This window comes from Rhizobium oryzicola, from assembly GCF_030504645.1.
Lineage (GTDB): Bacteria > Pseudomonadota > Alphaproteobacteria > Rhizobiales > Rhizobiaceae > Neorhizobium > Neorhizobium oryzicola.
This window is the reverse complement of the sequence record NZ_JAUKWQ010000002.1, coordinates 222,128-244,239: the sequence shown is the minus strand read 5'-3', so window position 1 is coordinate 244,239 and position 22,112 is coordinate 222,128. Positions and strand designations below refer to the sequence as shown.

The 22,112-nt window shown below is 60.8% G+C and carries 21 protein-coding genes; 12 read left to right on the top strand and 9 right to left on the bottom strand.

The features are described from left to right. Positions 1-92: 92 nt before the first annotated feature. Both Q2T52_RS08500 and chpT read right to left on the bottom strand, forming a co-directional pair. The gene (locus Q2T52_RS08500; protein WP_302076278.1) at positions 93-455 is read right to left on the bottom strand and encodes a response regulator; all 363 of its coding nucleotides are present in this window, start codon (positions 453-455) and stop codon (positions 93-95) included. Between the two features lie 92 nt (positions 456-547). Further along, entirely contained in the window at positions 548-1,198 is a 651-nt protein-coding gene (gene chpT / locus Q2T52_RS08495) for a histidine phosphotransferase ChpT (protein WP_302076277.1), read from the bottom strand. 245 nt (positions 1,199-1,443) lie between these two features. Between chpT and Q2T52_RS08490 the strand changes: the two genes are divergently transcribed. Both Q2T52_RS08490 and Q2T52_RS08485 read left to right on the top strand, forming a co-directional pair. Then, positions 1,444-1,992 carry a DUF1134 domain-containing protein gene (locus tag Q2T52_RS08490; protein ID WP_302076713.1) on the top strand — a complete coding sequence of 183 codons (549 nt, stop codon included), beginning with the start codon at positions 1,444-1,446 and terminating at the stop codon, positions 1,990-1,992. Between the two features lie 154 nt (positions 1,993-2,146). Further along, positions 2,147-3,358, top strand: a complete 1,212-nt coding sequence (locus Q2T52_RS08485; RefSeq protein WP_302076276.1) for a coiled-coil domain-containing protein — start codon at positions 2,147-2,149, stop codon at positions 3,356-3,358. Here the strand turns inward: Q2T52_RS08485 and Q2T52_RS08480 are convergent. Both Q2T52_RS08480 and Q2T52_RS08475 read right to left on the bottom strand, forming a co-directional pair. Continuing rightward, the gene (locus Q2T52_RS08480; protein WP_302076275.1) at positions 3,343-4,176 is read right to left on the bottom strand and encodes a TrmH family RNA methyltransferase; all 834 of its coding nucleotides are present in this window, start codon (positions 4,174-4,176) and stop codon (positions 3,343-3,345) included. The genes Q2T52_RS08485 and Q2T52_RS08480 overlap by 16 nt on opposite strands. Before the next feature lies 1 nt (position 4,177). Beyond that, entirely contained in the window at positions 4,178-4,561 is a 384-nt protein-coding gene (locus Q2T52_RS08475) for a hypothetical protein (protein ID WP_302076274.1), read from the bottom strand. A 43-nt stretch (positions 4,562-4,604) separates the two neighbouring features. Between Q2T52_RS08475 and Q2T52_RS08470 the strand changes: the two genes are divergently transcribed. Continuing rightward, complete coding sequence (locus Q2T52_RS08470; RefSeq protein ID WP_302076273.1) at positions 4,605-5,630, top strand: RluA family pseudouridine synthase; 1,026 nt, start codon at positions 4,605-4,607, stop codon at positions 5,628-5,630. A gap of 219 nt (positions 5,631-5,849) precedes the next feature. Further along, positions 5,850-6,752: an RNA polymerase sigma factor RpoH gene (gene rpoH / locus Q2T52_RS08465; RefSeq protein WP_302076272.1), complete on the top strand. Its 903-nt coding sequence runs from the start codon at positions 5,850-5,852 to the stop codon at positions 6,750-6,752. Positions 6,753-6,838: 86 nt separating this feature from the next. Here the strand turns inward: rpoH and Q2T52_RS08460 are convergent, their stop codons facing one another. Together Q2T52_RS08460 and Q2T52_RS08455 are read right to left on the bottom strand one after the other, a co-directional pair. After that, on the bottom strand, positions 6,839-9,268 hold the full coding sequence (locus Q2T52_RS08460; RefSeq protein ID WP_302076271.1) for a hypothetical protein: 2,430 nt from the start codon (positions 9,266-9,268) through the stop codon (positions 6,839-6,841). 60 nt (positions 9,269-9,328) lie between these two features. After that, positions 9,329-10,627, bottom strand: coding sequence for an adenylosuccinate synthase (locus Q2T52_RS08455; protein WP_302076270.1), 1,299 nt, complete (start codon positions 10,625-10,627; stop codon positions 9,329-9,331). A 194-nt stretch (positions 10,628-10,821) separates the two neighbouring features. Here Q2T52_RS08455 and Q2T52_RS08450 point away from each other — a divergent pair, with 194 nt between their 5' ends. After that, the gene (locus Q2T52_RS08450; protein ID WP_302076269.1) at positions 10,822-11,706 is read left to right on the top strand and encodes a DMT family transporter; all 885 of its coding nucleotides are present in this window, start codon (positions 10,822-10,824) and stop codon (positions 11,704-11,706) included. Between the two features lie 115 nt (positions 11,707-11,821). Next, on the top strand, positions 11,822-12,619 hold the full coding sequence (locus tag Q2T52_RS08445) for a creatininase family protein (RefSeq protein ID WP_302076268.1): 798 nt from the start codon (positions 11,822-11,824) through the stop codon (positions 12,617-12,619). 2 nt (positions 12,620-12,621) lie between these two features. Here the strand turns inward: Q2T52_RS08445 and Q2T52_RS08440 are convergent, their stop codons facing one another. Together Q2T52_RS08440 and Q2T52_RS08435 are read right to left on the bottom strand one after the other, a co-directional pair. Further along, positions 12,622-12,897, bottom strand: coding sequence for a hypothetical protein (locus Q2T52_RS08440; RefSeq protein WP_302076267.1), 276 nt, complete (start codon positions 12,895-12,897; stop codon positions 12,622-12,624). Positions 12,898-12,905: 8 nt separating this feature from the next. Beyond that, a complete protein-coding gene (locus Q2T52_RS08435; RefSeq protein WP_302076266.1) occupies positions 12,906-13,868 on the bottom strand; it encodes a LysR family transcriptional regulator in 963 nt (320 codons plus the stop codon). Between the two features lie 186 nt (positions 13,869-14,054). On the opposite strand from Q2T52_RS08435, the gene Q2T52_RS08430 reads away from it, so the two are divergent. The 6 genes from Q2T52_RS08430 to Q2T52_RS08405 all read left to right on the top strand — a co-directional run bounded on the left by Q2T52_RS08430 (position 14,055) and on the right by Q2T52_RS08405 (position 20,661). Continuing rightward, the gene (locus tag Q2T52_RS08430) at positions 14,055-15,071 is read left to right on the top strand and encodes an ABC transporter substrate-binding protein (protein WP_302076265.1); all 1,017 of its coding nucleotides are present in this window, start codon (positions 14,055-14,057) and stop codon (positions 15,069-15,071) included. A 286-nt stretch (positions 15,072-15,357) separates the two neighbouring features. Next, positions 15,358-16,197 carry an ABC transporter ATP-binding protein gene (locus Q2T52_RS08425; RefSeq protein ID WP_302076264.1) on the top strand — a complete coding sequence of 280 codons (840 nt, stop codon included), beginning with the start codon at positions 15,358-15,360 and terminating at the stop codon, positions 16,195-16,197. After that, on the top strand, positions 16,197-17,018 hold the full coding sequence (locus Q2T52_RS08420) for an ABC transporter permease (RefSeq protein ID WP_302076263.1): 822 nt from the start codon (positions 16,197-16,199) through the stop codon (positions 17,016-17,018). The genes Q2T52_RS08425 and Q2T52_RS08420 overlap by 1 nt, the downstream gene beginning before the upstream one ends. After that, positions 17,018-18,325, top strand: a complete 1,308-nt coding sequence (locus Q2T52_RS08415; protein ID WP_302076262.1) for a cytosine deaminase — start codon at positions 17,018-17,020, stop codon at positions 18,323-18,325. Before Q2T52_RS08420 ends, Q2T52_RS08415 begins: the two co-directional genes overlap by 1 nt. 5 nt (positions 18,326-18,330) lie before the next feature. Then, the gene (locus Q2T52_RS08410; RefSeq protein ID WP_302076261.1) at positions 18,331-19,746 is read left to right on the top strand and encodes an FAD-binding oxidoreductase; all 1,416 of its coding nucleotides are present in this window, start codon (positions 18,331-18,333) and stop codon (positions 19,744-19,746) included. A 333-nt stretch (positions 19,747-20,079) separates the two neighbouring features. Beyond that, the gene (locus Q2T52_RS08405) at positions 20,080-20,661 is read left to right on the top strand and encodes an NAD(P)H-dependent oxidoreductase (protein ID WP_302076260.1); all 582 of its coding nucleotides are present in this window, start codon (positions 20,080-20,082) and stop codon (positions 20,659-20,661) included. Positions 20,662-20,679: 18 nt separating this feature from the next. Here the strand turns inward: Q2T52_RS08405 and Q2T52_RS08400 are convergent, their stop codons facing one another. Beyond that, positions 20,680-21,966 (bottom strand): DUF3422 family protein, encoded by a 1,287-nt coding sequence (locus Q2T52_RS08400; protein ID WP_302076259.1) that lies wholly within the window; start codon positions 21,964-21,966, stop codon positions 20,680-20,682. Positions 21,967-22,112: the final 146 nt, after the last annotated feature.

Below are 22,112 nucleotides of genomic sequence, written 5' to 3'. Positions count from 1 at the left end.
GCCCCTTGTGGCGAGGTCCGAAGGACGGGGCGAGACGCATGGCTCGCCCAACAGTAGCAGGACAGAGGGGGTAATCGTGCGGAGCTAAGCCTTCACGCCGCGGCCGACAGATTGGCAAACACAGCCGACAAGATCTTTCGGTCGAACGGCTTCAGCAGGAAGTCATCGGCCCCTGCCCGCTTGCCCTGCATCATCTTCTTCAGATCGGCTTCGATGACGCAGTAGTAGATGCGCACCTTGTTGCCGGTCGGCAGTTCACGCACCCGTGCAATCAGATCGAGGGCACCTTCAAGCGCCGCATCGACAATCAGAATGGCGGGCATATCCGCCTGGCAACGCATGAACGCCTCGCGCTCGCCGGAAGCTTCCACCACCAGAAAGCCGATTTCGGAGAGAATGCGCTTGGCGACTGTGCGAACAATGTCGGAACTGTCGGCAATCATCAGGCGCTGCATCTATCTCTCCCGTGGCCCTTCGCGACTGGCGCGGATACGAACTTGAAGAATAGGGCGAGCAGCCTAACGAAGCGTTACCGGCAGATCACAACTCAGACGATTGGGGTTTCCGCGATAAAGGTGATGCGGTCTTCAGACACCACATGCTTTAGTTCCATGCCGCATTCATCCGCGAGGAGAACCGTGTAATAGGGCTGGATGGAATGGGCATCGACAGCTTCTTCCAGCGTGCCGTTGCAGATTTCCAGGAACTTCGGCGGCACGCGCAGCATGCGCCCCTTGGCCGTGATGCTGAAGCGGGCGTCACCTTCGGGATTTTCCAGAACGATATCCAGCGAGCCGCCACGCGGAATGGCGCCATAGGCGACCGAGAACAGGTTCAGCAGCAGCTTGACGCGGTTCTTCGGAATGATGGCGCGCGGGCCGCTCCATGTCACTTCCGTCTTCTTTTCGGCGATGGCGAAATCCTTGGCTGCCTTTTCCGCTTCGCCCGTGTCGATCGAGGCACCGACCGAGCCGGACGCGCCAAAGGCAAGACGGGCAAATTTCAGGCGAACGGAGGCGTTGATCGCGGAGGTACGGATCAGGTCAAGCGCGTCGGCATCCGAGCCGCCGCCCTCGTCCAGGAGTTCCAGACCGTTGTTGATGGCACCGACCGGCGAAATGACGTCATGGCAGACACGGCTGCAGAGGAGCGCCGCCAGATCGGGACCGCTTAAGGTGAGGTTCGGGTTCTTCGACATCTTGGCTTCCTGATCTGCAACAGCGCTTCGAATATGGACTAGCTGAAGCACGGCAATATTGCGTGAAGGTGGAGCGGGAACATTTTCTATCTCCGCGGTCGCCATAAAGACACCATTTTTGGTAAACCGGTTGTTAACGCGAACGCCTCAAGATAATCGCGCCGAGACGACAGGCATAACGAAATGGAGAAACGGACAGGCCAATGCGCTTAGAAACCAACTTCGCCTTTGCCCGGCTGCTCGCCATGCTGCTGACTGTAGTGGCACTTGCGGTGCCGTCAACGCAGGCAGCTGCGCAGCAGCAATCGAGTTCGCAATACTCCGCCCAGGAAATCGTCGATGCGGGCAATGGCTTTTTCAGCTCCACCAGCGGTGGACTTGCCAAGGTCGTGGAACGTGCCTTCCAGCAATATGGTCTACCCAATGGCTACATTCTGGGCCAAGAGGGCTCGGGCGCCTTCATCGCTGGCCTAACCTATGGCGAAGGCCAGCTTTACACGAAGAATGCTGGCCAGCACCCCACCTTCTGGCAGGGTCCCTCGCTCGGACTGGATTACGGCGGCCAGGGCGCCCGCGTCATGATGCTGGTCTATAACCTGCCGGATATCCAGAGCCTCTATACGCGCTTCGGCGGCGTCAGCGGTTCGGCCTTCGTGGTGGCAGGGGTCGGCATGACCGCGCTTCGCAACGACAACGTCGTGCTGGTACCGATTCGCACCGGCATCGGCGCACGTCTCGGAATCAATGTAGGCTATCTGAAGCTGACGCAGGAAGCGACCTGGAATCCCTTCTGATCGCAACGGAAAGTCGCAAACGCGAACGGGCCAGCTGGCGCATTCACCCGGCTGGCCTATATCATTTCTTCAAGCGGGTTTTCCAAGACCGACAGGCGGTTTCGTGTAATCCTGCGTTCAGACCGCGCCATCAAAACTCGGGGGCAGCCTAAAGGTGATCCAGTTCGCGCTACTCTTTGGCTTGGGCTTCCTTGGCGCCCTGCTGCTGGTCATGATCCTGGCACCCGCAGTGCACCGGCGCATCGTGGTCTACACCGAAAACCGCATCAAGGCGACGATGCCGATCAGCCCCGCGGAAGTGCGGGCACAGCGAGATATGGCGCGCGCCGTCTATGCCGCCGAAAACGCCCGCACCAAGCAGGAGCTGACCCAGGAGCGAGACAAGTTCATCAAGCTGCAGCTGGAGCATGACAAGCTGCTGGTCGAGGCAGGCGAACTGCATGCCGTCAATGATGATCTCGTGGCCGCCATGGATGATCGCGGTCTCGAATCGGCTGAGTTGCGCTCTCGCCTTCGCCGAGAGGAAACACTGGTCCAGCAGCTTCGCCACGCGATCCAGGAAAACGAAGCGAAGATCATCGCGCGCGACGACGAGATTGAAGCTCTGCGCAAGCAGATCACGCGCCTCACGGCTGACGCGGACAATCTGAAGGTGGACCTCGCAACCCGCGAAACGGAGATAGAGAACGTCAAATTCCGTCTCAATGCACTGCGTGAGGAACGCGACACGCTGCGCACGGATGTGAAGCTTCTGACAGCCCGTGCCAAAGATGCGGAAAACCGCCTGACCCAGGAGGAGCACCGCGTCTACCGGTTGGAAGACAAGATGGCGCGCGAGCTTGCAGCCCGCGCCGATCGTGAGGCGACAATCGAGCGGCGTGATCGGGAAATAGAGCGGCTGCGAGACAAGCTGAAGACTGTCACCGCCGATCTGAAGACGCTGCGGCGGCGCCCCGCAAACGGAAAGGCACACGATCCACTTCCCGAACCGGAAGACCTGGAAACGGGCGCGGTCGAAGATCATATCGCCTCGACTGACCAGACGGATGCGGAACCGGCACCCTCTCTTCTGGATTTCGCCGATGTGTCCGATGACATCCGCAATCGCGCGACCGCACTGGGGGCGCAATTGGTCAAGCCAAAGGGCAAGACGAGTGATGAGGTTCTGCGCCGGGAGCTGGCCGCCATCGCCGCCGACATGGTGGCTCTGACCGCCCTGAAGGAGGGCGAAACCTCGCCCATCCCAGCTCACCTGAAGACGGAAGAGACGCGCGAGCCAGGTGCCCGCACCAGCCTGGCGCAGCGGTCACGAACCGCTATTGAAGCGCTGGAAAAGGACCGGCGGAAACGTCAGACCAGCCCCTGACGGCGGGCGATCTCGTAAAGCGCGATGCCCGTAGCGGTGGCGGCGTTGAGGCTGTCGAGGCCAGGTCTCTGCGGAATGGAGGCGGTGCGGAAACGCGAGAGAATATCCTGCGGCAATCCCGTTCCTTCCGTCCCCGTCACCAATGCGATGCGGCCACCGGCCGGGATGTCCCGGACATCGGCGGTCCCGCGCGGCGATAAAGCCCAGATGTCGAACCCCTCTCCCGCCACCGTCCGCAACAGATCGTCTGCCGTGCCGCCCCGGGCAAAGGGCACGGTCAGCACGGAACCGACGGACACGCGAAGCGCCTTGCGGTAAAGGGGATCGCAGCAGGTCTCATCCAGCAGCACGGCAGCCGCACCGAAGGCCGCGGCATTGCGAAACATCGAACCGATATTGTCGTGGTTGGAAATGCCGCAGGCAATCGCAATGAGGCCCGGCGCAGAAACATTGCGAAGCAGGTCCTGCGCAGTCGGCATCGTCACGCGGCGGCCAAGCGCCAGCACACCCCGATGCAGATGAAAACCGGCAATGGCATCCAGTACCGCCGCTGAAGCCACATACACCGGCACATCTTCCGGAAACAGTTTCAGGATATCCGAAACACCGTCGACCCGGTTTTCCAGGAGCAGGATCTTTTCCGCAACGAAGCTTGGATTCAGACGATTATGCGCCGCCGCCAGAAGGCGCAGAACCACCGTGCCCTCGGCGATGAAGCCTGCCTGCCGCCCGACCAGATCCCGTTCGCGGATGTTGCGAAACTCCGCGATCCGGGGATCGTCCGCATCAGTGATGAGGATCGGCTGCGGCAGGGACATATCACTGGTTGGTCAGCGTCACGTCGGCGACAACGCGACCGACCGTCAGATCATAGATGATGATCTTGCGCACGGAACCGATGCGACCAAGCAGCGTAATCTGCGCGCCTGAAGTGGATGCCTGCTCCACTTCGAACCCGGCCGGCAGGCGGGCAGCCGTCGTCAGGGGCTGATCCGAGGGTACGGCAAAGGCGGTGTTGGCTGCCGGCGCCTTGGCGGCGGAAGTGCCGGACACCTTGTAGACAACCGCGGCCAACACCGCCATAAGGCTGATAAACATGATGCCGGCGGACACGATCTGAAGGCGCACCATCTTGCGGCGGACACGTTCCATCACAGGGTCGAGCGGCTTTTCGTCCTGTTCCTCGGGTTCGACATTGGCCATCGGGCGGGCGTCCTTCGCTCTCTCGTCACGGATAAGAAGAAAAATGAACGATCCCTTTAGCCAAGCCGAGGGCACAAGGAAAGTCCTGACTGCGGGAGAGGATGCCGAAGGCCGTGTGGACGCCTGGATCGTCAGCCTCCTCGACGGCGAATTTTCGCGCAGCCGCATCAAGGCGCTGATCGAGCAAGGTGCGCTGCATTTGAACGGTGCCCCCTGCACCGAGCCGAAGAAGAAGGTGAAGCCCGGCGACGTAGTTGAACTCGTTCTGCCGGAGCCGGAAGACCCCCAGCCCAAGGGCGAGAACATTCCACTCGACGTTCTCTACGAGGACGAGGATGTCATCGTGGTCGTGAAACCCGCAGGCCTCGTCGTGCATCCGGCCGCCGGCAACTGGACGGGTACGCTGGTCAACGCTCTGATCTATCACTGCGGCGATACGCTTTCCGGCATCGGCGGGGTCAAGCGCCCCGGCGTCGTGCATCGTCTGGACAAGGATACCAGCGGCGTGATGGTGGTTGCAAAGAACGATATCGCCCACCGCCATCTCTCGGCGCAGTTTGCCGACCATGGCCGCACCGGTGATCTGGAACGCGCCTATGTGGCGCTGATCTGGGGCCGGCCGCAGCAGTTGCGCGGCACGATTGATGCGCCACTGGGGCGTGGCGGCGGCGACCGCACCAAGCGGGCCGTCAAGCGCGAGGACAGCGAGGATGCGCGCGAGGCCATCACCCATTATGAGGTGGTGGAGCGTTTCTATGAACAGGAGGACGGCACGGCCTTGGCCTCGCTGGTGGAGTGCCGGTTGGAAACAGGCCGCACCCATCAGATCCGCGTGCACATGGCGCATATCGGCCATCCGCTCTTGGGCGATCCGGATTATGGCGCTGCCTTCAAGACCAAGGCAAACCGCCTGCCCGATGAGGCCCGCAAGGTAGTGAACCGCTTCCACCGGCAGGCGCTGCACGCGTTTCTTCTTGCGTTCGAGCATCCGCGCACAGGCGAGGTCATGGAATTCGAAGCCCCTCTTCCGCAAGACCTGGAAGAATTGGTGGAGGCATTGCGCGCATAGAACTGTAACGATCGCGGGAACATCCAAGAGTCTCCAGCCGTTTCGTCCCATAACATTCCGGTCACGCGAGGTTGACCTCGGTCATCGCTTGAAACACCCTTTCGCCGTACTTATCTGTCACATGGCTTGGTGCGGGGTCGAGGGAAATGACCCGCGCCACACGGCTTGCCGCGCTGCCATAGCGGGAGCCGGGGACGAGATTAAGAGAAAGGGTGCTTTATGGCCCGCAATACGCTTCCATCCATTACCGCCGGCGAAGCCGGCCTGAACCGTTACCTGGATGAAATCCGCAAGTTCCCGATGCTGGAACCCCAGCAGGAATACATGCTCGCGAAACGCTACGCTGAGCACGGAGACCGGGATGCTGCCCATCGCCTTGTGACCAGCCACCTCCGTCTCGTGGCGAAGATCGCTATGGGTTATCGCGGCTACGGCCTGCCGATCGGCGAAGTGGTATCCGAGGGCAATGTCGGTCTGATGCAGGCCGTGAAGAAGTTTGATCCTGAACGTGGCTTCCGCCTGGCAACCTACGCCATGTGGTGGATCAAGGCTTCGATCCAGGAATATATCCTGCGCTCGTGGTCGCTGGTGAAAATGGGCACGACTGCCAACCAGAAGCGCCTGTTTTTCAACCTGCGCCGCCTGAAAGGCCGCATCCAGGCGATCGACGAAGGTGATCTGAAGCCCGACCAGGTGAAGGAAATCGCCACGAAGCTCAACGTGTCCGAGGAGGAAGTCGTCTCGATGAACCGTCGCCTCTCGGGCGATGCATCACTGAACGCACCTATCCGCGCAACCGAAGGCGAATCCGGCCAGTGGCAGGATTGGCTGGTGGACGACCACGAAAGCCAGGAAGAAGTTCTGATCGAACAGGACGAGCTGGAAACGCGCCGTCGCATGCTGGAGAAGGCCCTGGGCGTTCTGAATGAGCGCGAGCGCCGCATCTTCGAGGCCCGCCGCCTGACCGACGATCCGGTGACGCTGGAAGAGCTGTCCGCCGAATTCGACATCAGTCGCGAGCGCGTGCGCCAGATCGAAGTGCGTGCTTTCGAGAAGGTTCAGGAAGCCGTGCAGAAGGAAGCTTTGGCACAGGCCAAGGCGCTGCGCGTCGTCGACGCCTGATCATTTCCTCTGAATTTTAAAACAAAAATCCGCCCCAGTTTGGCTGAAGGGCGGATTTTTTTGTGCGTGGAAGCAGCAATGGCGGATTACTGGCCCGACTTGGCCGGTGCTGCCGCCTTCCAGTCGCGGATCGCATCCTCGAAGGCCTTTACACCCTGGCTGCCCTTTTGCAGGGTCAGCAGCGCGCGGCGACCGTTGCGATAGACCAGCGGAATATCCATCCAGTTGCGCGAGCGCAGCAGTTCAAGATTGTTGGCGCGCGCATCCGGGAAATCGTTCAGCGCGATCATATGGAAGTCGTCGGTAATCTTGGCCGGCACGGCCACGAGTGGCGTGCCGCGATCCTGCTCCGTCTGCTTCATGGCAATGCGCTGAACACTGTCGATCGCGCCGCCTTCGAAATCCTGCGGCAGCGAGAAGACGAGTTCGACCAGATGGCTGGCCGGCAGCGAGGCATCTGCATTGCGCTTGAAGGTGATGAGCGCCGTCATGCCCCGACCGGGAACACTGATGCGGCCCTGGACCACCGATTCCTGACGACCGTTCTCGCCGGGTTCATGCTGTAGCGACCAGCTGACAGTGCCATCGATCGCGGTCGGCGAGGATTGGCCGATCCGCTCTTCGTAGAGGAAGATCTTTTCGCCTGTCACGGCAGGCGTGTTCGCCGGGTTGGCTGGCGGCGTGTTCTGCGACGGCGTTGCTGGTGTCTGCGTACCGGGTGCCTGTCCTGCCGCAGGTGCCTGTGCCTGCGCCTGGGTCTGCGCCTGTGCAGACGTAGAACCCGCAGCAGCAGGAGTGGACTGAGCGACGGACTGGCCGCTGGCACCCACTTGCGCACTACCGGCACCCTGATCGACTTCCGTGCCGTCAGGCAGCAGGCGCTGAGTAAACTTCTGCGGACCGGCAACCGGAGCCGTCGTATTGGCCGCAGTTGCAGCCGAAGGCGAGGCAGGGGCTTGCGCCTGTGGCGCCTGAGCAGGCGCATTGGATGCAGGTGCTGCAGAGGAGGATGAACTGTTCGGCGCAGGCTTTGCGGTGCCATTGGCCGTCTTCGGCTGATCAGCAGCCTTTTGCGGCCCCATGACGCCACTAATCAGGTTATCGATCGCACCGCGATTAAGCCAGACGGCGTAACCGCCGCCAGCGACGACGGCCAGGCCGACCAACGCCAACAAGATCGTTGCGTAGCTACGGCGGGGCTTCGGGGTGGCGCGATAGGCGCGCGGCGGCGGTGGCAATTCATCGGGATCGCTGGACGCTGCCTTGGCGGCACCTGCGGCTTCCGACGCCTTCTCGTAGCCGATCAGTTGTTCCAGATCGTTCCAGGGATCGCTTTCCGGCTTCGCTGCGGCCGGGATCGGATCGCTCTTGCGCGGCGTGGCGGCCAACAGGTTGGCAAGCGGATCAACGGCTTCCGGACCGGCAGCAACCGCAGCAGCGGTCGGCAGATCAGGCATGTCGGATACCGCTGGCATTCGTGCGGAGGCGGTCACATGCGCTGGTTCTTCGAAATGGGCGTTAAAGCTCTCGACCGCAGCCGTTTCATCGAAATGCTGATGGGCCTGCTCGCGGGCAGCATCCTTTGAAGAGATGGGCGGCAGTTCCGGCAGATCCCAATCGCTGGCGAGGCTTTCGGAAGATGCTTCAGGTGCACTGGTCTGCGGTGGCCAGTCCAGCACAGGGGGTGCTGAGACAGCAGAGTGCGTTGCATGCGCCGCAGCCTGCCCATATTCGTCACGAGCGTGGCTGTCCTCGTGAGCTTGATGATGATCATCAGCCACCGGGACCGCATGCTGAGTTCCGGCACTGGATGCCGGATAGTCGAAGGTACCATCATCTTCAATCAACGGATGATGGGGGCGTCGGTCTTCGTCGCGCCACGTCTCGTCGTGCGAGGCGGCAGGTTCGTGTTTTGCCTGATGCGTCTCGGGCTCGGCAAATACTTCCGGGTGATGCCCGGGCTCTTCCGGCTGCCACGGGTCTTCAACCGGCTCGGGCGCCATGGGCAGGACAGACGGATGCACGCCTGTTGGTCCTGCATCCGTTTCCGCAGCATGCCGTTCTTCCCAGACAGGCACGACAGGCGCAGGTTCCGGCTCCGGCGCGTGATAGGCAACCGGCTCATGAGGAGCAGGCTCCTCATGCACGGGTTCATCATGGTGCGGCTGAGCAACCTCTGCCTCGTGTGCGGCATGATGAGGTTCTTCATAAGCCGGAACATGGGAATCCACCGCAGCGGGCTCCTCAGGCTCGACATAGCCGCCGTGCGGCTCGGCTGCAATCTGCTCATCCGCAGGTGGCAGCGCTTCGGCGTGTTCCTTCTCGACCGACTCGATTGCCGCTTCGAGCTTTTCCATCTGCCGGCGCAGCATGTCATCCGTCGGACGCGGCTTCATGTTCTCCAGCTGCCGCTGAACGGCGCTGCGAGCCTTGTCATAAACCCGGATACGCATCTCGGGAGTATTGTTCGCCAGCCCGTCGACGGCCCGGCGAATGACTGCTACAAAATCGGCCATTGATACTTTCTCTTGATCACCGGCTCAACCACCGAGTGAAAAGGTAGATAGTGCTGGACATTAATCTTCAAATGGGTCCGTCACAAGTATGGTGTCATCCCGCTCGGGGCTGGTGGAAAGAAGCGCTACCGGCGCACCGATCAGCTCCTCCACCTGACGGACATACTTGATGGCCTGCGCGGGCAGATCAGCCCATTTGCGCGCGCCCACAGTCGATTCCTTCCAGCCTTCCAGCGTCACGTAAACCGGCTCCACGCGCGCCTGCGCCGCCTGCGATGCCGGCAGGTAGTCGATCTGCTCGCCATCGAGCATATAGCCGACGCAGATCTTCAATTCATCGAGCCCATCGAGAACATCAAGCTTGGTCAGCGCAATGCCGGTGATGCCGTTCGTGGCCACCGATTGGCGCACCAGCGCCGCATCGAACCAGCCACAACGACGCTTACGCCCTGTAACTGTGCCAAATTCATGGCCACGCTCGCCCAGGAACTGGCCGATCTCATCCTTCAGCTCCGTTGGGAAAGGACCTTCGCCCACGCGGGTGGTGTAGGCCTTGGTGATACCGAGGATGTAACCCAACGAGCCCGGGCCCATGCCGGAGCCGGCCGCAGCCTGGCCGGCGACGGTGTTGGAAGAGGTCACGAAGGGATAGGTGCCATGGTCGATATCGAGCAGCGACCCTTGCGCGCCTTCGAACAGGATGCGGGAACCCTGGCGGCGCTCCTTGTCGAGCAACTGCCAGACGCTGTCCATGAAGGGCAGTACCTTGTCGGCAATCGAGGTCAACTCCTCCATGATTGCCTTGTGCTCGACTTCGGCAGCGCCGAAGCCACGGCGAAGCGCGTTGTGATGGGTCAGGATACGCTCGACCTTGCCTTCCAGCGCATCGAGATCGGCAAGATCCATCACGCGGATGGCGCGCCGGCCAACCTTGTCTTCGTAGGCCGGGCCAATGCCGCGACGCGTTGTGCCGATCTTGGTGCCGCTGTTGGAGGCAGCATCTTCACGCATGCCGTCCAACTCGCGATGCAGCGACAGGATCAGCGTTGCATTTTCGGCGATTCTCAGATTCTCAGGCGTGACCTTGACGCCCTGTGCTTCGAGGCGGCCGATTTCGGCGATCAGCGCATGCGGGTCGACCACGACGCCATTGCCGATCACGGCCTTCTTGCCGGGACGCACCACGCCGGAGGGCAGAAGCGACAGCTTGTAGCTGACGCCATCGATCACAAGAGTATGGCCGGCATTATGGCCGCCCTGATAGCGCACAACGATATCCGCGCGCTCGGAGAGCCAGTCGACAATCTTGCCCTTGCCCTCATCACCCCATTGCGAACCGACTACCACGACATTCGTCATCTCGAAGCTTTCCTGCTACGTCCGGGCATTTCGCCCGCTCAAACCCGCGCATCTATACTGTGTCATTTTCCGGAAAGCGACCCGTTTGTGGCTATTTAGCCACTTTTTAGATGGACGCCCCGACACAGCTTGGCTATCTGCGACAACAAAATGACCGTCAGCGCACAGCGCAAGCGGCTTGCCGGGAGACACTCATGCATCTTCGCGCTTATCTGTACCTGATCATCGCGACGCTTTGCTGGGGCGGCAATGCAGTGGTCGGAAAGCTTGCCGTCGGCCATGTCAGTCCCATGATGCTGACCTTCTGGCGCTGGTTTTTTGCCGTCATCATCATCACGGCCATTTCCATTCCCTACCTGAAGAGGGACTGGCCGCTGGTCAAGAAGAATTGGCCACTGCTCGCCCTGCTTGGAATTGTCGGCTATACACTTTTCAACGTCCTGCTTTATTCCGCCGTACATTACACCACAGCCATCAACGTGGTGATCGAGCAGGCAGGTATTCCCTTCCTGATCTTCCTGGCGAACTTCATTCTGTTTCGCATCAAGGTGTCGCTGGCGCAGATCCTTGGCTTTTCGCTGACGCTGGTGGGCGTGGCGCTCACCGCCTCACATGGCGATCTGGCGACGCTGCTCTCGCTGTCGGTCAATTTCGGGGATGGCCTGATGCTGATCGCCGTCGTTGCCTATACGGTCTACACGATCCTGCTGCGCTGGCGCCCGCCCATCGACTGGCGCACGTTGATGGCAGTGCCCGCCTTCTTCGCGCTGTTGGCCTCCCTGCCGCTTGTCATCTGGGAACAGGCACGATCTGCCTCGCAGTGGCCGGACGCATCCGGCTGGGCGGCCGCGCTCTATACCGCGATCTTTGCCTCCCTCGTCGCCCAGATCCTTTATATCAAGGGGATCGAACACATCGGTGCCAACCGTGCCGGCCTGTTCATCAATCTCGTGCCCGTGTTCGGAACGTTGCTGTCGGTCGCGATCATTGGCGAAGATCTGCAGCTGTTTCACATTCTAGCTCTGGCCCTGGCACTGGGCGGCATCGCCATTGCGGAAAAGGGCAAGCCTGCCGCGTGACGGCAGCGGCAACCAATACTGCGCACAAAAAGGCAGCGCGCCGCACGGAATTTGGCGCTTTTCGGTTCTCGCCTCTTCTCCTAATTCATGAGCGAGAAGAACAAGGAGCGCTGCCATGGGGAAGCCGTTTTACTGGAACGAACTCAACACGCATGATTTCGCGTCGCTTTCACCGGATGATACGATCGCGATCCTGCCGCTGGCCTCCACGGAGCAGCATGGCCCGCATTTGCCCGTTGCCACCGATGTGGCGATTGCCAATGGCATGCTGGCGGAGCTGAAGCGCCAGCGCCCCGCCGATCTCGACATTCTGGTTCTGCCGACCCAGGAAATCGGTAAGGCCAACGAACACATCTACGGCCCCGGCACGCTGTCGCTCGGCGCCGATATTCTCATCCCCGCCTGGACGGCAATTGGTGGCAAGGTGGCGGAAGCCGGTGTCCGCAAGATGGTTATGGTCAATTCGCATGGCGGCAATCTTGACGTGATGAACATCGTCGCGCGCGAAATTCGCGTCCGCTTCAACATGGCTGTCGTATCGACACAATGGGCCCGCTTCGGCAGCCCTGATGGATTGATCAGCCCGCATGAACAGGCGTTTGGGATTCACGGCGGCGAAGTCGAGACATCGCTGATGCTGCATTTCCGCCCCGAACTGGTGCGCATGGACAGAGCGGAAAACTTCACGTCCAAGGCGGAATGGATGAAGGCCAACTCTCAATACCTGCAGCCGCTGCCGCCCCATTCGCTTGCCTGGATTGCGCACGACCTGAATCCCGCCGGCGTGGTCGGCGATGCATCCAAGGGCACCGCCGAAAAGGGCGCCGTGATCTGCCGCCACCAGGTCGCGGGCTTCATCGAGCTTCTGCAGGATCTGAAGCGCTATCCGCTCAGCAATCTCTATCAGGGCTAGATCTATTCGATCTGATCATCGAAGCCGTCGAGAAGGGCGCGCACGGCCGATGGGCCTTTGCGATACTTCTGCTTGAGGGACTTCAACTCCGCATCCGTGCCACGGCAGTAGGTCCGTAGCGCTTTTGCGATCTCGCGATCTCGGCTGGCATCGCCACCGGGCTCGGAGCGGAAGTGATCGCATTGCTCCCGCATGGCGACGAATGCGTCAACATCTGCCGGAAGGTCGCGACCGAAAGCCGAGGGCGCGGCACCTTCAATCAGCAGACACAGGATCACTATCCTTCTCACGACTTGACCTCAGCCGCCTGCGATTGCGACGGCGCATGCCCTTTGAGCTGCAGTTCCGCCACCAGACCCGAAAACTCGGTCATCAGGAATTCAACAAACAGGCTGGTGGCCGTGTCCAGCGTGGCGCGTGCGCGGGCAAAGATCTTCATCGACTGGTGCCGCCGCTGGCCCTCGGCAAGCGGCCGAAAGATCAGCTCCCCGCGCCGGCATTCCTCGATCACGTCGAGCGGGTTGAGGAAAGTCAGGCCCATGCCGCGCTTCACTAGATGCCGCAGCGTTTCCGGCGCGCCCGTCTCCACCAGCGGCTCGACGGAGACGGGTAGCGGCGCAAGAATGAGATTGATCTGCGTGCGCAGGCTCATGCCTGGCTGCGCCAGAACCAGGGGCTCCTGCGCCACCTTGGCAAGGTCGACCGGCCCCGCCTCGCGTGCCAGCGGATGATCCGGCGGCAGCACGACGCCGATCGGTACGTCGAAGCTTGCGAGCGTGCGCAGGCCCGGTGTTGCCGGGATGTTGAAGCCGATGCCGATATCCACTTCACCTGAGAGCACCGGGTTCATGGTCGTCGTCGCCCCATCGATCGCAAGCTGGATGCGCATGCGTGGATGCGCTTCCGAAAAGCGCGCCACGATCTCCGGCAGGGGCCCTGCCGCAAGACCCACGGTGGAGACCAGTGACACGCGTCCCACCTGCGGCATCTTCAGCCCGCGCACCCGCGTTTCAAGCTTGTCATAGGCCTTCAGCACATCGCGAATATGTTCGATGCAAAGCTCGCCTGCCGCTGTCAGCCTCAAGCCTCGCGGCAGGCGCTCGAAGATCGGCGCGCCCAACTCCTCCTCCAGCGCCAGGATCTGCCGGTTGATGGCGGAGGACGCGACATTGAGCTTTGCCGCCGCTTTGCGGATGGAACCGCAGCGGGCAATTTCGTCAATGTATTGCAGTTTTCTCGAATGAAGCATGGCAGACCCATTGCCTTAAAAATGATCATGCAGCACAATTTGTGCATATACCAATCAAGCGCTGCCATAAAGGCATCAATGCGCACGAATTTTGATGCTTTTCAAAGCGCGAATGCGATGGCTGAAATGGAGCAATACAGTTGGGCACAACCGACTGAACGACAAACAAAACAAGGGAACAGTGGGATGATCAAGCTGCGGAAAACAAAGACCTATCTCGCCGCGATGGCCATGGCGGCGGGCCTTGCCGCCAACGGCCAGGCGCTCGCCCTCGATGAAGTGTCCTACGGCACGAACTGGCTGGCCCAGGCGGAGCATGGCGGTTTCTACCAGGCCGTTGCCGACGGCACCTATGAGAAATACGGCCTGAAGGTGAAGATCGTGCAGGGCGGCCCGAACGCCGCCAACCGCGCGCTGCTGATCGCCGGCAAGGTGGACTTCTACATGGGCGGCCCGCTGGGTGACATGGATGCCGTCAAGGAAGGCATCCCGCTGATCTCGGTTGCCTCGATCTTCCAGAAGGACCCGCAGGTCCTGCTGGCACATCCGGATGCCGGTGTCGAGAAGTTCGAGGACCTCGCCAAGCTGAAGACCATCTTCATGGGTAAGGAAGGCTACACCACCTACTTCGAGTGGATGAAGAAGAACTTCAAGGGCTTCAAGGAAGACCAGTACAAGCCCTACACCTTCAATCCGGCCCCCTTCATCGCCGACAAGGCCTCTGCCCAGCAGGGCTACCTGACCTCCGAGCCCTATGAAATCGGCAAGCAGGCCGGCTGGACACCGAAAGTCTTCCTGCTGGCAGATGCCGGCTACAACCCCTATTCCACGATGATCACCACCACGCAGAAGATGATCGACACCAAGCCGGAGGTCGTTCAGCGCTTCGTCGATGCCACCATCGAGGGCTGGTACAAGTATCTCTACGGCGACAACAAGGCCGCCAACGACCTGATCAAGAAGGACAATCCGGAAATGACGGATGGCCAGATCGCCTATTCCATCGCCAAGATGAAGGAGTACGGCATTCTGGAATCCGGCGATGCGCTGACCAAGGGCATCGGCTGCATCACGGACGAGCGCTACAAGTCCTTCTTCGACGCCGTCGTGGCGATCGGCGTGGAACCGAAGGATCTCGATTACAAGAAGGCCTATTCCACCAAGTTCGTCTGCAAGGGCGTCGGCATGGCGCTGAAGAAGTAAACTGAGAGTAGTACATCGCCCCCCTCTGTCCTGCCGGACATCTCCCCCACAAGGGGGGAGATCAGCAAGAGGCAAGCGCCTCAGAGTCCTGCAGCCTTGGCACTTGGGGCACGTGACTTATCGAGAGAACCGTTTCCTCAAACTCAGCATGAGACGGGAAGAGGATGGTTCCCGCAACTGATCTCCCCCCTTGTGGGGGAGATGTCTGGCTGGACAGAGGGGGGTACCTATACCCTCTTCGTATCCAAGAAAGTGCCGAATGCCCGCCCCTTGATCGCGTGACGGAATGACAGATTTGCAATCGCAAGAGCCACCACCCAGCACAACGCACAAGCGCCCGCTTGTGACGATGCGCAATGTTTCCAAGAGCTTCTCCAGCGGCACGCTGGCGCTATCGGATATGTCGCTGACCGTGGAGGGTGGCGAGTTCGTGAGCCTGCTCGGCCCCTCCGGCTGCGGCAAGTCCACAGCGCTCAGGATCATCTCGGGGCTTGGCGACGTCACGACAGGCTCGATCGACTGGCCGAGTTCCCGTATCAACTCCAAGGGCTTACCCGACGGCGATATCTCCTTCGTCTTCCAGGAGCCGACGCTGATGCCCTGGCAGACGGTGTTCGGCAATGTCTACCTGCCGCTGCGCCTGAAAGGCGTATCCAAGGCAGATGCTTCCGATGCGATCACGGCCGCGCTGGAAACGGTGGGCCTGAAGGATTTCGCCAAGGCCTATCCGCGCGAGCTCTCGGGCGGCATGAAGATGCGCGTCTCGATTGCCCGCGCGCTGGTGACCAAACCGAAGCTGCTTCTGATGGACGAGCCCTTTGCGGCACTCGACGAAATCACCCGCCAGAAGCTGAACGACGACGTGCTGCGGCTGTGGCGCGAGACCGGCATTACCGTCATCTTCGTCACCCATTCCGTCTTCGAAAGCGCCTATTTGTCCAACCGCATCGTGGTCATGAAAGCACGGCCCGGCCGCGTCCATGCGGATTTCCCGCTTCAGACAAGCCTGGAGCGCGGGCCGCTTTATCGCACATCGGAAGAGTATCGCGCCGCCTGCGAAAAGGTGTCCGCCTCCCTTCTGGAAGCGATTGGCGGTCCCGAAGCCGCCGCCATGGAGATGCATTGATGAGCAACGCCGCATCCCCTTCCCTCACCCAGCGCCATCGCGACACCATGCTGCGCATCCTGATCCCGATCGCGGTTGTCGTAGCGCTCATCCTGCTCTGGCAGATCCTGATTACCGCGACCGGCGTGCCGCAATATATCCTGCCCGGCCCCGCCGCCGTCGGCGCCTCGCTGGTGAAGGACTGGGGCACGCTGGCGCCTGCGCTTTGGGTGACCACGCAGATCACCATGGCGGCGCTGGCCTTGGCGCTGGTCGGCGGTGTCGGCATCGCCATCTTCCTCATCCAGTCGAAATGGATCGAGACGGCCTTTTATCCCATCGCGGTCATTCTGCAGGTCACGCCGATCGTGGCAATCGCCCCGCTGATCCTGATCTATGCGCCGACGACGCAGGTGGCGTTGTTGATCTGCGCCTTCCTCGTCGCTTTCTTCCCTATTCTGTCCAACATGGTGCAGGGGCTGAAGAGCGTCGATCATAACCTGTTGAACCTGTTCGATCTCTATGGCGCATCCCGCTGGCAGACGCTGATCTACCTGAAGCTTCCCGCTTCGCTTCCTTACTTTATGACCGGCCTTCGCATCGGCGGCGGTTTGTCGCTGATTGCCGCGGTGGTGGCGGAATTTGCGGCGGGCTCTGCCGGTGCCGGTTCCGGCCTCGCCTTTCGCCTACTGGAAGCCCAATACCGGCTGAACATTCCCCGCCTGTTTGCAGCGCTGATCCTGTTGTCGCTGCTCGGGGTTGTCATCTTCGGCATCACATCCTTCATCGCCTGGCTCAGCCTGCATCGCTGGCATGAGAGCAGCCTGAAACGAGAAAACTGATGAGCTTCTGCGACCTGCCCAACGCCCCTCATTTCGTGCTGGCCAATGCCACGCTGTCTGCCGTCACCGTGGAGGGTTTTACGGCACCGGCCAAGGAAGGTCTGTTCTCCGCCGATCTGGTGATCGCCGAGGGCAAGGTCGAGAGCATCCTGGCACCCGGCACGGCACCAGCGGCCCTTCCGCGCGTCGATCTGCGCGACGGCATGGTCTGGCCCTGCACGGTGGACATGCACACCCATCTGGACAAGGGCCATATCTGGGAACGCCGCTCCAACCCGGATGGCAGCTTCATCGGTGCGCTGGAAAATGTCGGCGCCGACCGGGCCGCCAACTGGTCTGCCGATGACGTGCGCGCCCGCATGGAATTCTCGCTGAAGTCAGCCTATGCGCACGGCACCAAGCTGATCCGCACGCATCTCGATAGCCCTGTGCCGCAGCACCGGATTTCCTATGAGGTTTTCGCTGAAGTTCGCGAGGCCTGGAAGGACAAGATTGAGCTGCAAGCGGTTTCGCTGTTGCCGCTGGATCTGGTGCTGGATGAAACCGTCTTCGGCGATATCGTATCGGTCACCAAACAGCATGGCGGGCTGCTTGGGGGTGCCACCCGCATCCTGCCGGATTTCGAACTGATCCTTGAAACCCTGTTCAAGGCGGCCAGCGACAATGGCCTCGATGTGGACCTTCATGTGGACGAGACCGAGGACAAACAGGTCCTCACCCTCAAGACCATTGCCGAAATCAAGCTGAAGACCAGCTTTGAAGGCGCCGTCACCGTCGGGCACTGCTGCTCGCTGGCGCGTCAGGACGATGATCTTGCCAAGCAGACGATAGACCTCGTGGCGAAGGCCGGTCTCTCCGTCGTGTCGCTGCCCATGTGCAACATGTATCTTCAGGATCGTCATGCGGGCCGCACGCCGCGCTGGCGTGGCGTCACTTTGTTCCATGAACTCGCGGCTGCTGGCGTGAAGACGGCCGTCGCCTCCGACAACACCCGCGACCCCTTCTATGCCTATGGCGATCTGGATGGCGTGGAAGTGTTTCGCGAATCCGTGCGCATCCTGCACCTCGATCACCCTTTGACGGACGCCGCCCGCGTCGTCACCACCACGCCTGCGGATATTCTGGGACGTCCGGATATCGGGCGCATCAAGGCGGGCTTACCCGCCGATCTCATCCTGTTCAGCGCGCGTCGCTGGAGCGAATTCCTTTCCCGTCCGCAGGCGGACCGCATCGTGATGCGGAATGGCATGGGCATCGACCGCCGCCTGCCGGATTACCGCGACCTTGACCCAATCATGACGAAGTGAGTGCCATGGCCGATTACGCGCAAATCAAGAAGGATCTGGAGGGCATCGCCGTGGAGGACAATCCGGCCCTGGTGCGCCAGAAAAGCCGGGACTTCTATTGGTATTCGCCGATCCTCAAAGCCGAGCTGGACAATGTGACGGCCGATCTCGTCGTCTCGCCGAAGTCCGAGGAAGAGGTCATCCGCACGCTGAAAGTGGCCTTCGCCCATGGCGTGCCGATCACGCCGCGCGGCGCCGGCACTGGCAATTACGGCCAGGCCATGCCGCTGTCCGGTGGGATCGTGTTGAACCTCATCAACATGAACAAGGTGAAGGAGATCCATCCCGGCCGCGTCATCTGCGAGCCCGGCATTGTGATTTCCGAACTCGATAAGCAGACCAAGGCCCATTCCGGCCAGGAACTGCGCTTCCACCCCTCGACGGCCCAGACGGCCACCATTGGCGGCTTCATCGCCGGCGGCTCCGGCGGCGTCGGCTCGATCCATTGGGGCGGTCTTCGCGACCTTGGCAACATCCTGCGGCTCCGCGTCGTCACCATGGAAGCCGAACCCCGCGTTCTCGACCTGACCGCCTGGGACCTGCAGAAGGTAACCCATGCCTATGGCACCAATGGCATCATCACCGAAGTGGAAATGCCGCTCGCACCAGCTTACGACTGGGTGGATGTGCTGGTCGGCTATGACGACTACATGGATGCGGTTCGCTTCGCCGATACGCTGGCGCATAAGAACGGCCTGCTGCTGAAGGAAGTAGCGCCGATCGCAGCACCGATCCCGTATGATTACTTCCCGCGCCACAAGCCGTTCATCCGCCATCGCGGCCAGTCGATTGTGGTTGTCATGGTCGCGCCCCACTCCATCGATGCCTTCACGGCCCTGACGGAGCGCATGAAGGGCGAACTGCTGTTCCGCTCCGACAAGGTGGAAAGCATGAAGGGCATTCCGCATGCCTATGAACTCTGCTGGAACCATACGACGCTGCGCGCGCTGAAGGTGGACCCCACCTTCACCTATCTGCAGGTGCAGTATCCGAGCCCGGACCATGTGGGGAAGGTCGGCAAGATGGTGCAGATCTTTGGCGACGAAGTGCCGGGCCATCTGGAATTCCTGAAGTTCGATGGCCGCATGCAGTGCTCCGGCCTGCCGCTGGTGCGCTACACCACGAAGGAGCGGCTGGAAGAAATCATCCGCATCCACGAGGACAATGGCTGCCCGATCTTCAACCCGCACCGCTATACGCTGGAAGAAGGCGGCATGAAGCAGACGGATGAAGTTCAGCTTTCCTTCAAGAAGGAGACCGACCCCCAGGGCCTGCTGAACCCCGGCAAGATGATTGCCTGGGACAATCCCGATTTCGATTTCAAGGCGGGCAAGAATTACCTCTTTCCCGGCTTGCAGGCCTTTGCCGAAGCGGGGGAATAATCGCCCCTTTCTCGGCGTCATGGTCGGGCTTGACCCGACCATCCATCAACATCGCCGACAATACAAAGGTGATGGATCCTCGGGTCAAGCCCGAGGATGACGGAAAGAAAAAGGGCCTGACGGAGCCAGTCGAAAGCACGAAAATTGAAACCGCCACCACATCCATTCCGAAGGTACTCCCGGCCGGGTGAACCGGCTCATGCAATCAAACACATGGCAGCTTCAAACCCTCGGATTGGCGGCGCAGGGTAAAGCGGTTGGGACAAACGGCGCGGAAGTTTTGAACTGAACCCCATCGGCAAACGGTGGGCAACGATTTGGAGCTTTGACTATATGCGCGTGCTCGTCCTTCACTCCCACCCCGTCGAAGAAAGCTATGGCAAGGCGCTCTATCGCCAGACCTGCGAAAGCCTGAAAAAAGCCGGTCACGAGGTCGATGGCTGCGACCTCTACGCGGAAGGCTTCAACCCGGTTCTGACGGCCGACGAGCGCCGCATCTATCATGATTACCCGGACAATCTCGGCCCCGTAAAAAGCCATGTGGATCGCCTGATGGCGGCTGAGGCGCTGGTCATCTGCACACCGATCTGGAATTTTGGTTTTCCGGCCATGCTGAAGGGCTATTTCGACCGGGTCTGGCTGCCCGGCGTCTCCTTCGCGCTGAAAGACGGCAAGCTGACGCCGACGCTGCGCCATATCCAGAAGCTGTCGGCAGTGGTGACCTATGGCGCGACGCCGATGCGTGCATTTCTGGCCGGAAATCCGCCCAAGAAGATCATCAAGCGGGTGATCCGCGTGCAGATCAAGATCGGCGCGCCGGTGGAATTCCTGGCCCACTACGACATGAACAACTGCACGGAGGAGACGCGCGCAGCCTTCCTCGCCAAGGTAAAGCACCGCATGGAAGCGTTCTGACCGCTTCCTGTGTCGGCGTCAGGCACCGTGGGTCCCGTCGTGGTCCTCATGGCGCTTGCGGATGCGGCTTACCGTCCACCAGACAGCCAGAACAACCAGCGGAACGGCCGCACCAGTCAGACTTTCAGCCGGAAGCACCAGACCGGCCTCATGCCCCAACTCGGCAAGATGGCCGATCAGTCCGATCACATAATAGGAAATTGCCGCAACTGAGAGACCTTCCACCGTCTGTTGCAAGCGAAGCTGCAATTGCGCCCTCTGATTCATCGAATGCAAAAGCTCCGTATTGAACTTCTGCAGATCAACATCAATCCAGCTGCGCAGAAGGGATGTCGCGCGCGCCAATTTGCGGGATAGATTCGCCTGACGCTCCTCCACCGATTGGCATGTCCGCATGGCGGGCGCTAAGCGTCGCTGCAGGAAGCCGCCAAGTGTCTCGTTGCCGCCGACGGCCTTTTCTGAAAGCGTGGCAACGCGCTCCAGCACGATATTGTAATAGGCGCGACTGGCCCCGAAGCGATAGAGGCTGAGCGCGGCATTCGCCTCCAGCTCGGCAGCCAGATGCGTGATCTCCGTCAGCATGGCATCAGCATCCCGGCGGGCGTGCTGCCTCATGCGCTGTGTGATGGTGGTCAGGCCATTTTCGATCTGGCGGATTTCCGGAGAGAGAGTCTGGGCAAGCGGCAGCCCCATCATCGCGAGTGTCCGATAGGTTTCGATATCAAGCAGGCGCTGGACGAGCGCACCGCGGGCACCGTCACTGATCCCCCGGTCGAGAATGAGGAATTTGGTCAGCCCATCACCATCCTGCCGGAAATCCGTAATGACAGTGGCCTGCCCATCCGCCACGATGCTGCGGCAAAGACTGGTCGCATCGAAATGGACAAGAACGTCCTCGACCGAGGCGTCGTCAGGGCGAATCTCGATCCGCACCCCCGAGATAAAGGGGCCTGGCGCCTTGAAGCTTGCTCCGAATGGATTGAAGGGAATATCGGCACCAAATGTCGTCGGTGCGGGACTGTCCCAGAAATAGGTTGAGAATTCCGTGTGCCGTTCCCAGCGCAGCGTCCCACTGCCCCAGTTCATCGTATGGTGATTGGTATCGGGTGCCGGCGCCGGCACACCCTGCCCCAGCGACAGATCCGCCAGAATTGCTTGATCCGCAGCAAAATCGGCTTCCGTCAGAAAAGCAAGCTGGAAAATCACCCGCGGCAGCGACACCAGTGTATAGGGGCGAGAGTGAATTTCCCCCAGCGCGCGCGACCGCTGTTGAGCTGCGGGAAACGAAAAACTGCGCTTTGCCATTCTGGGCTCCCGCGGCATGCAATAAAATATTCACCCCTCGCATCACAAGTTCCGGACGACGTGGGCGAGCCGTAATGGCGTGACCGTAGCACGGGCGCTTGTGCTGACAATAAATTCTTTGCAAAGAAAGGGAGCGGTTTGCAAAG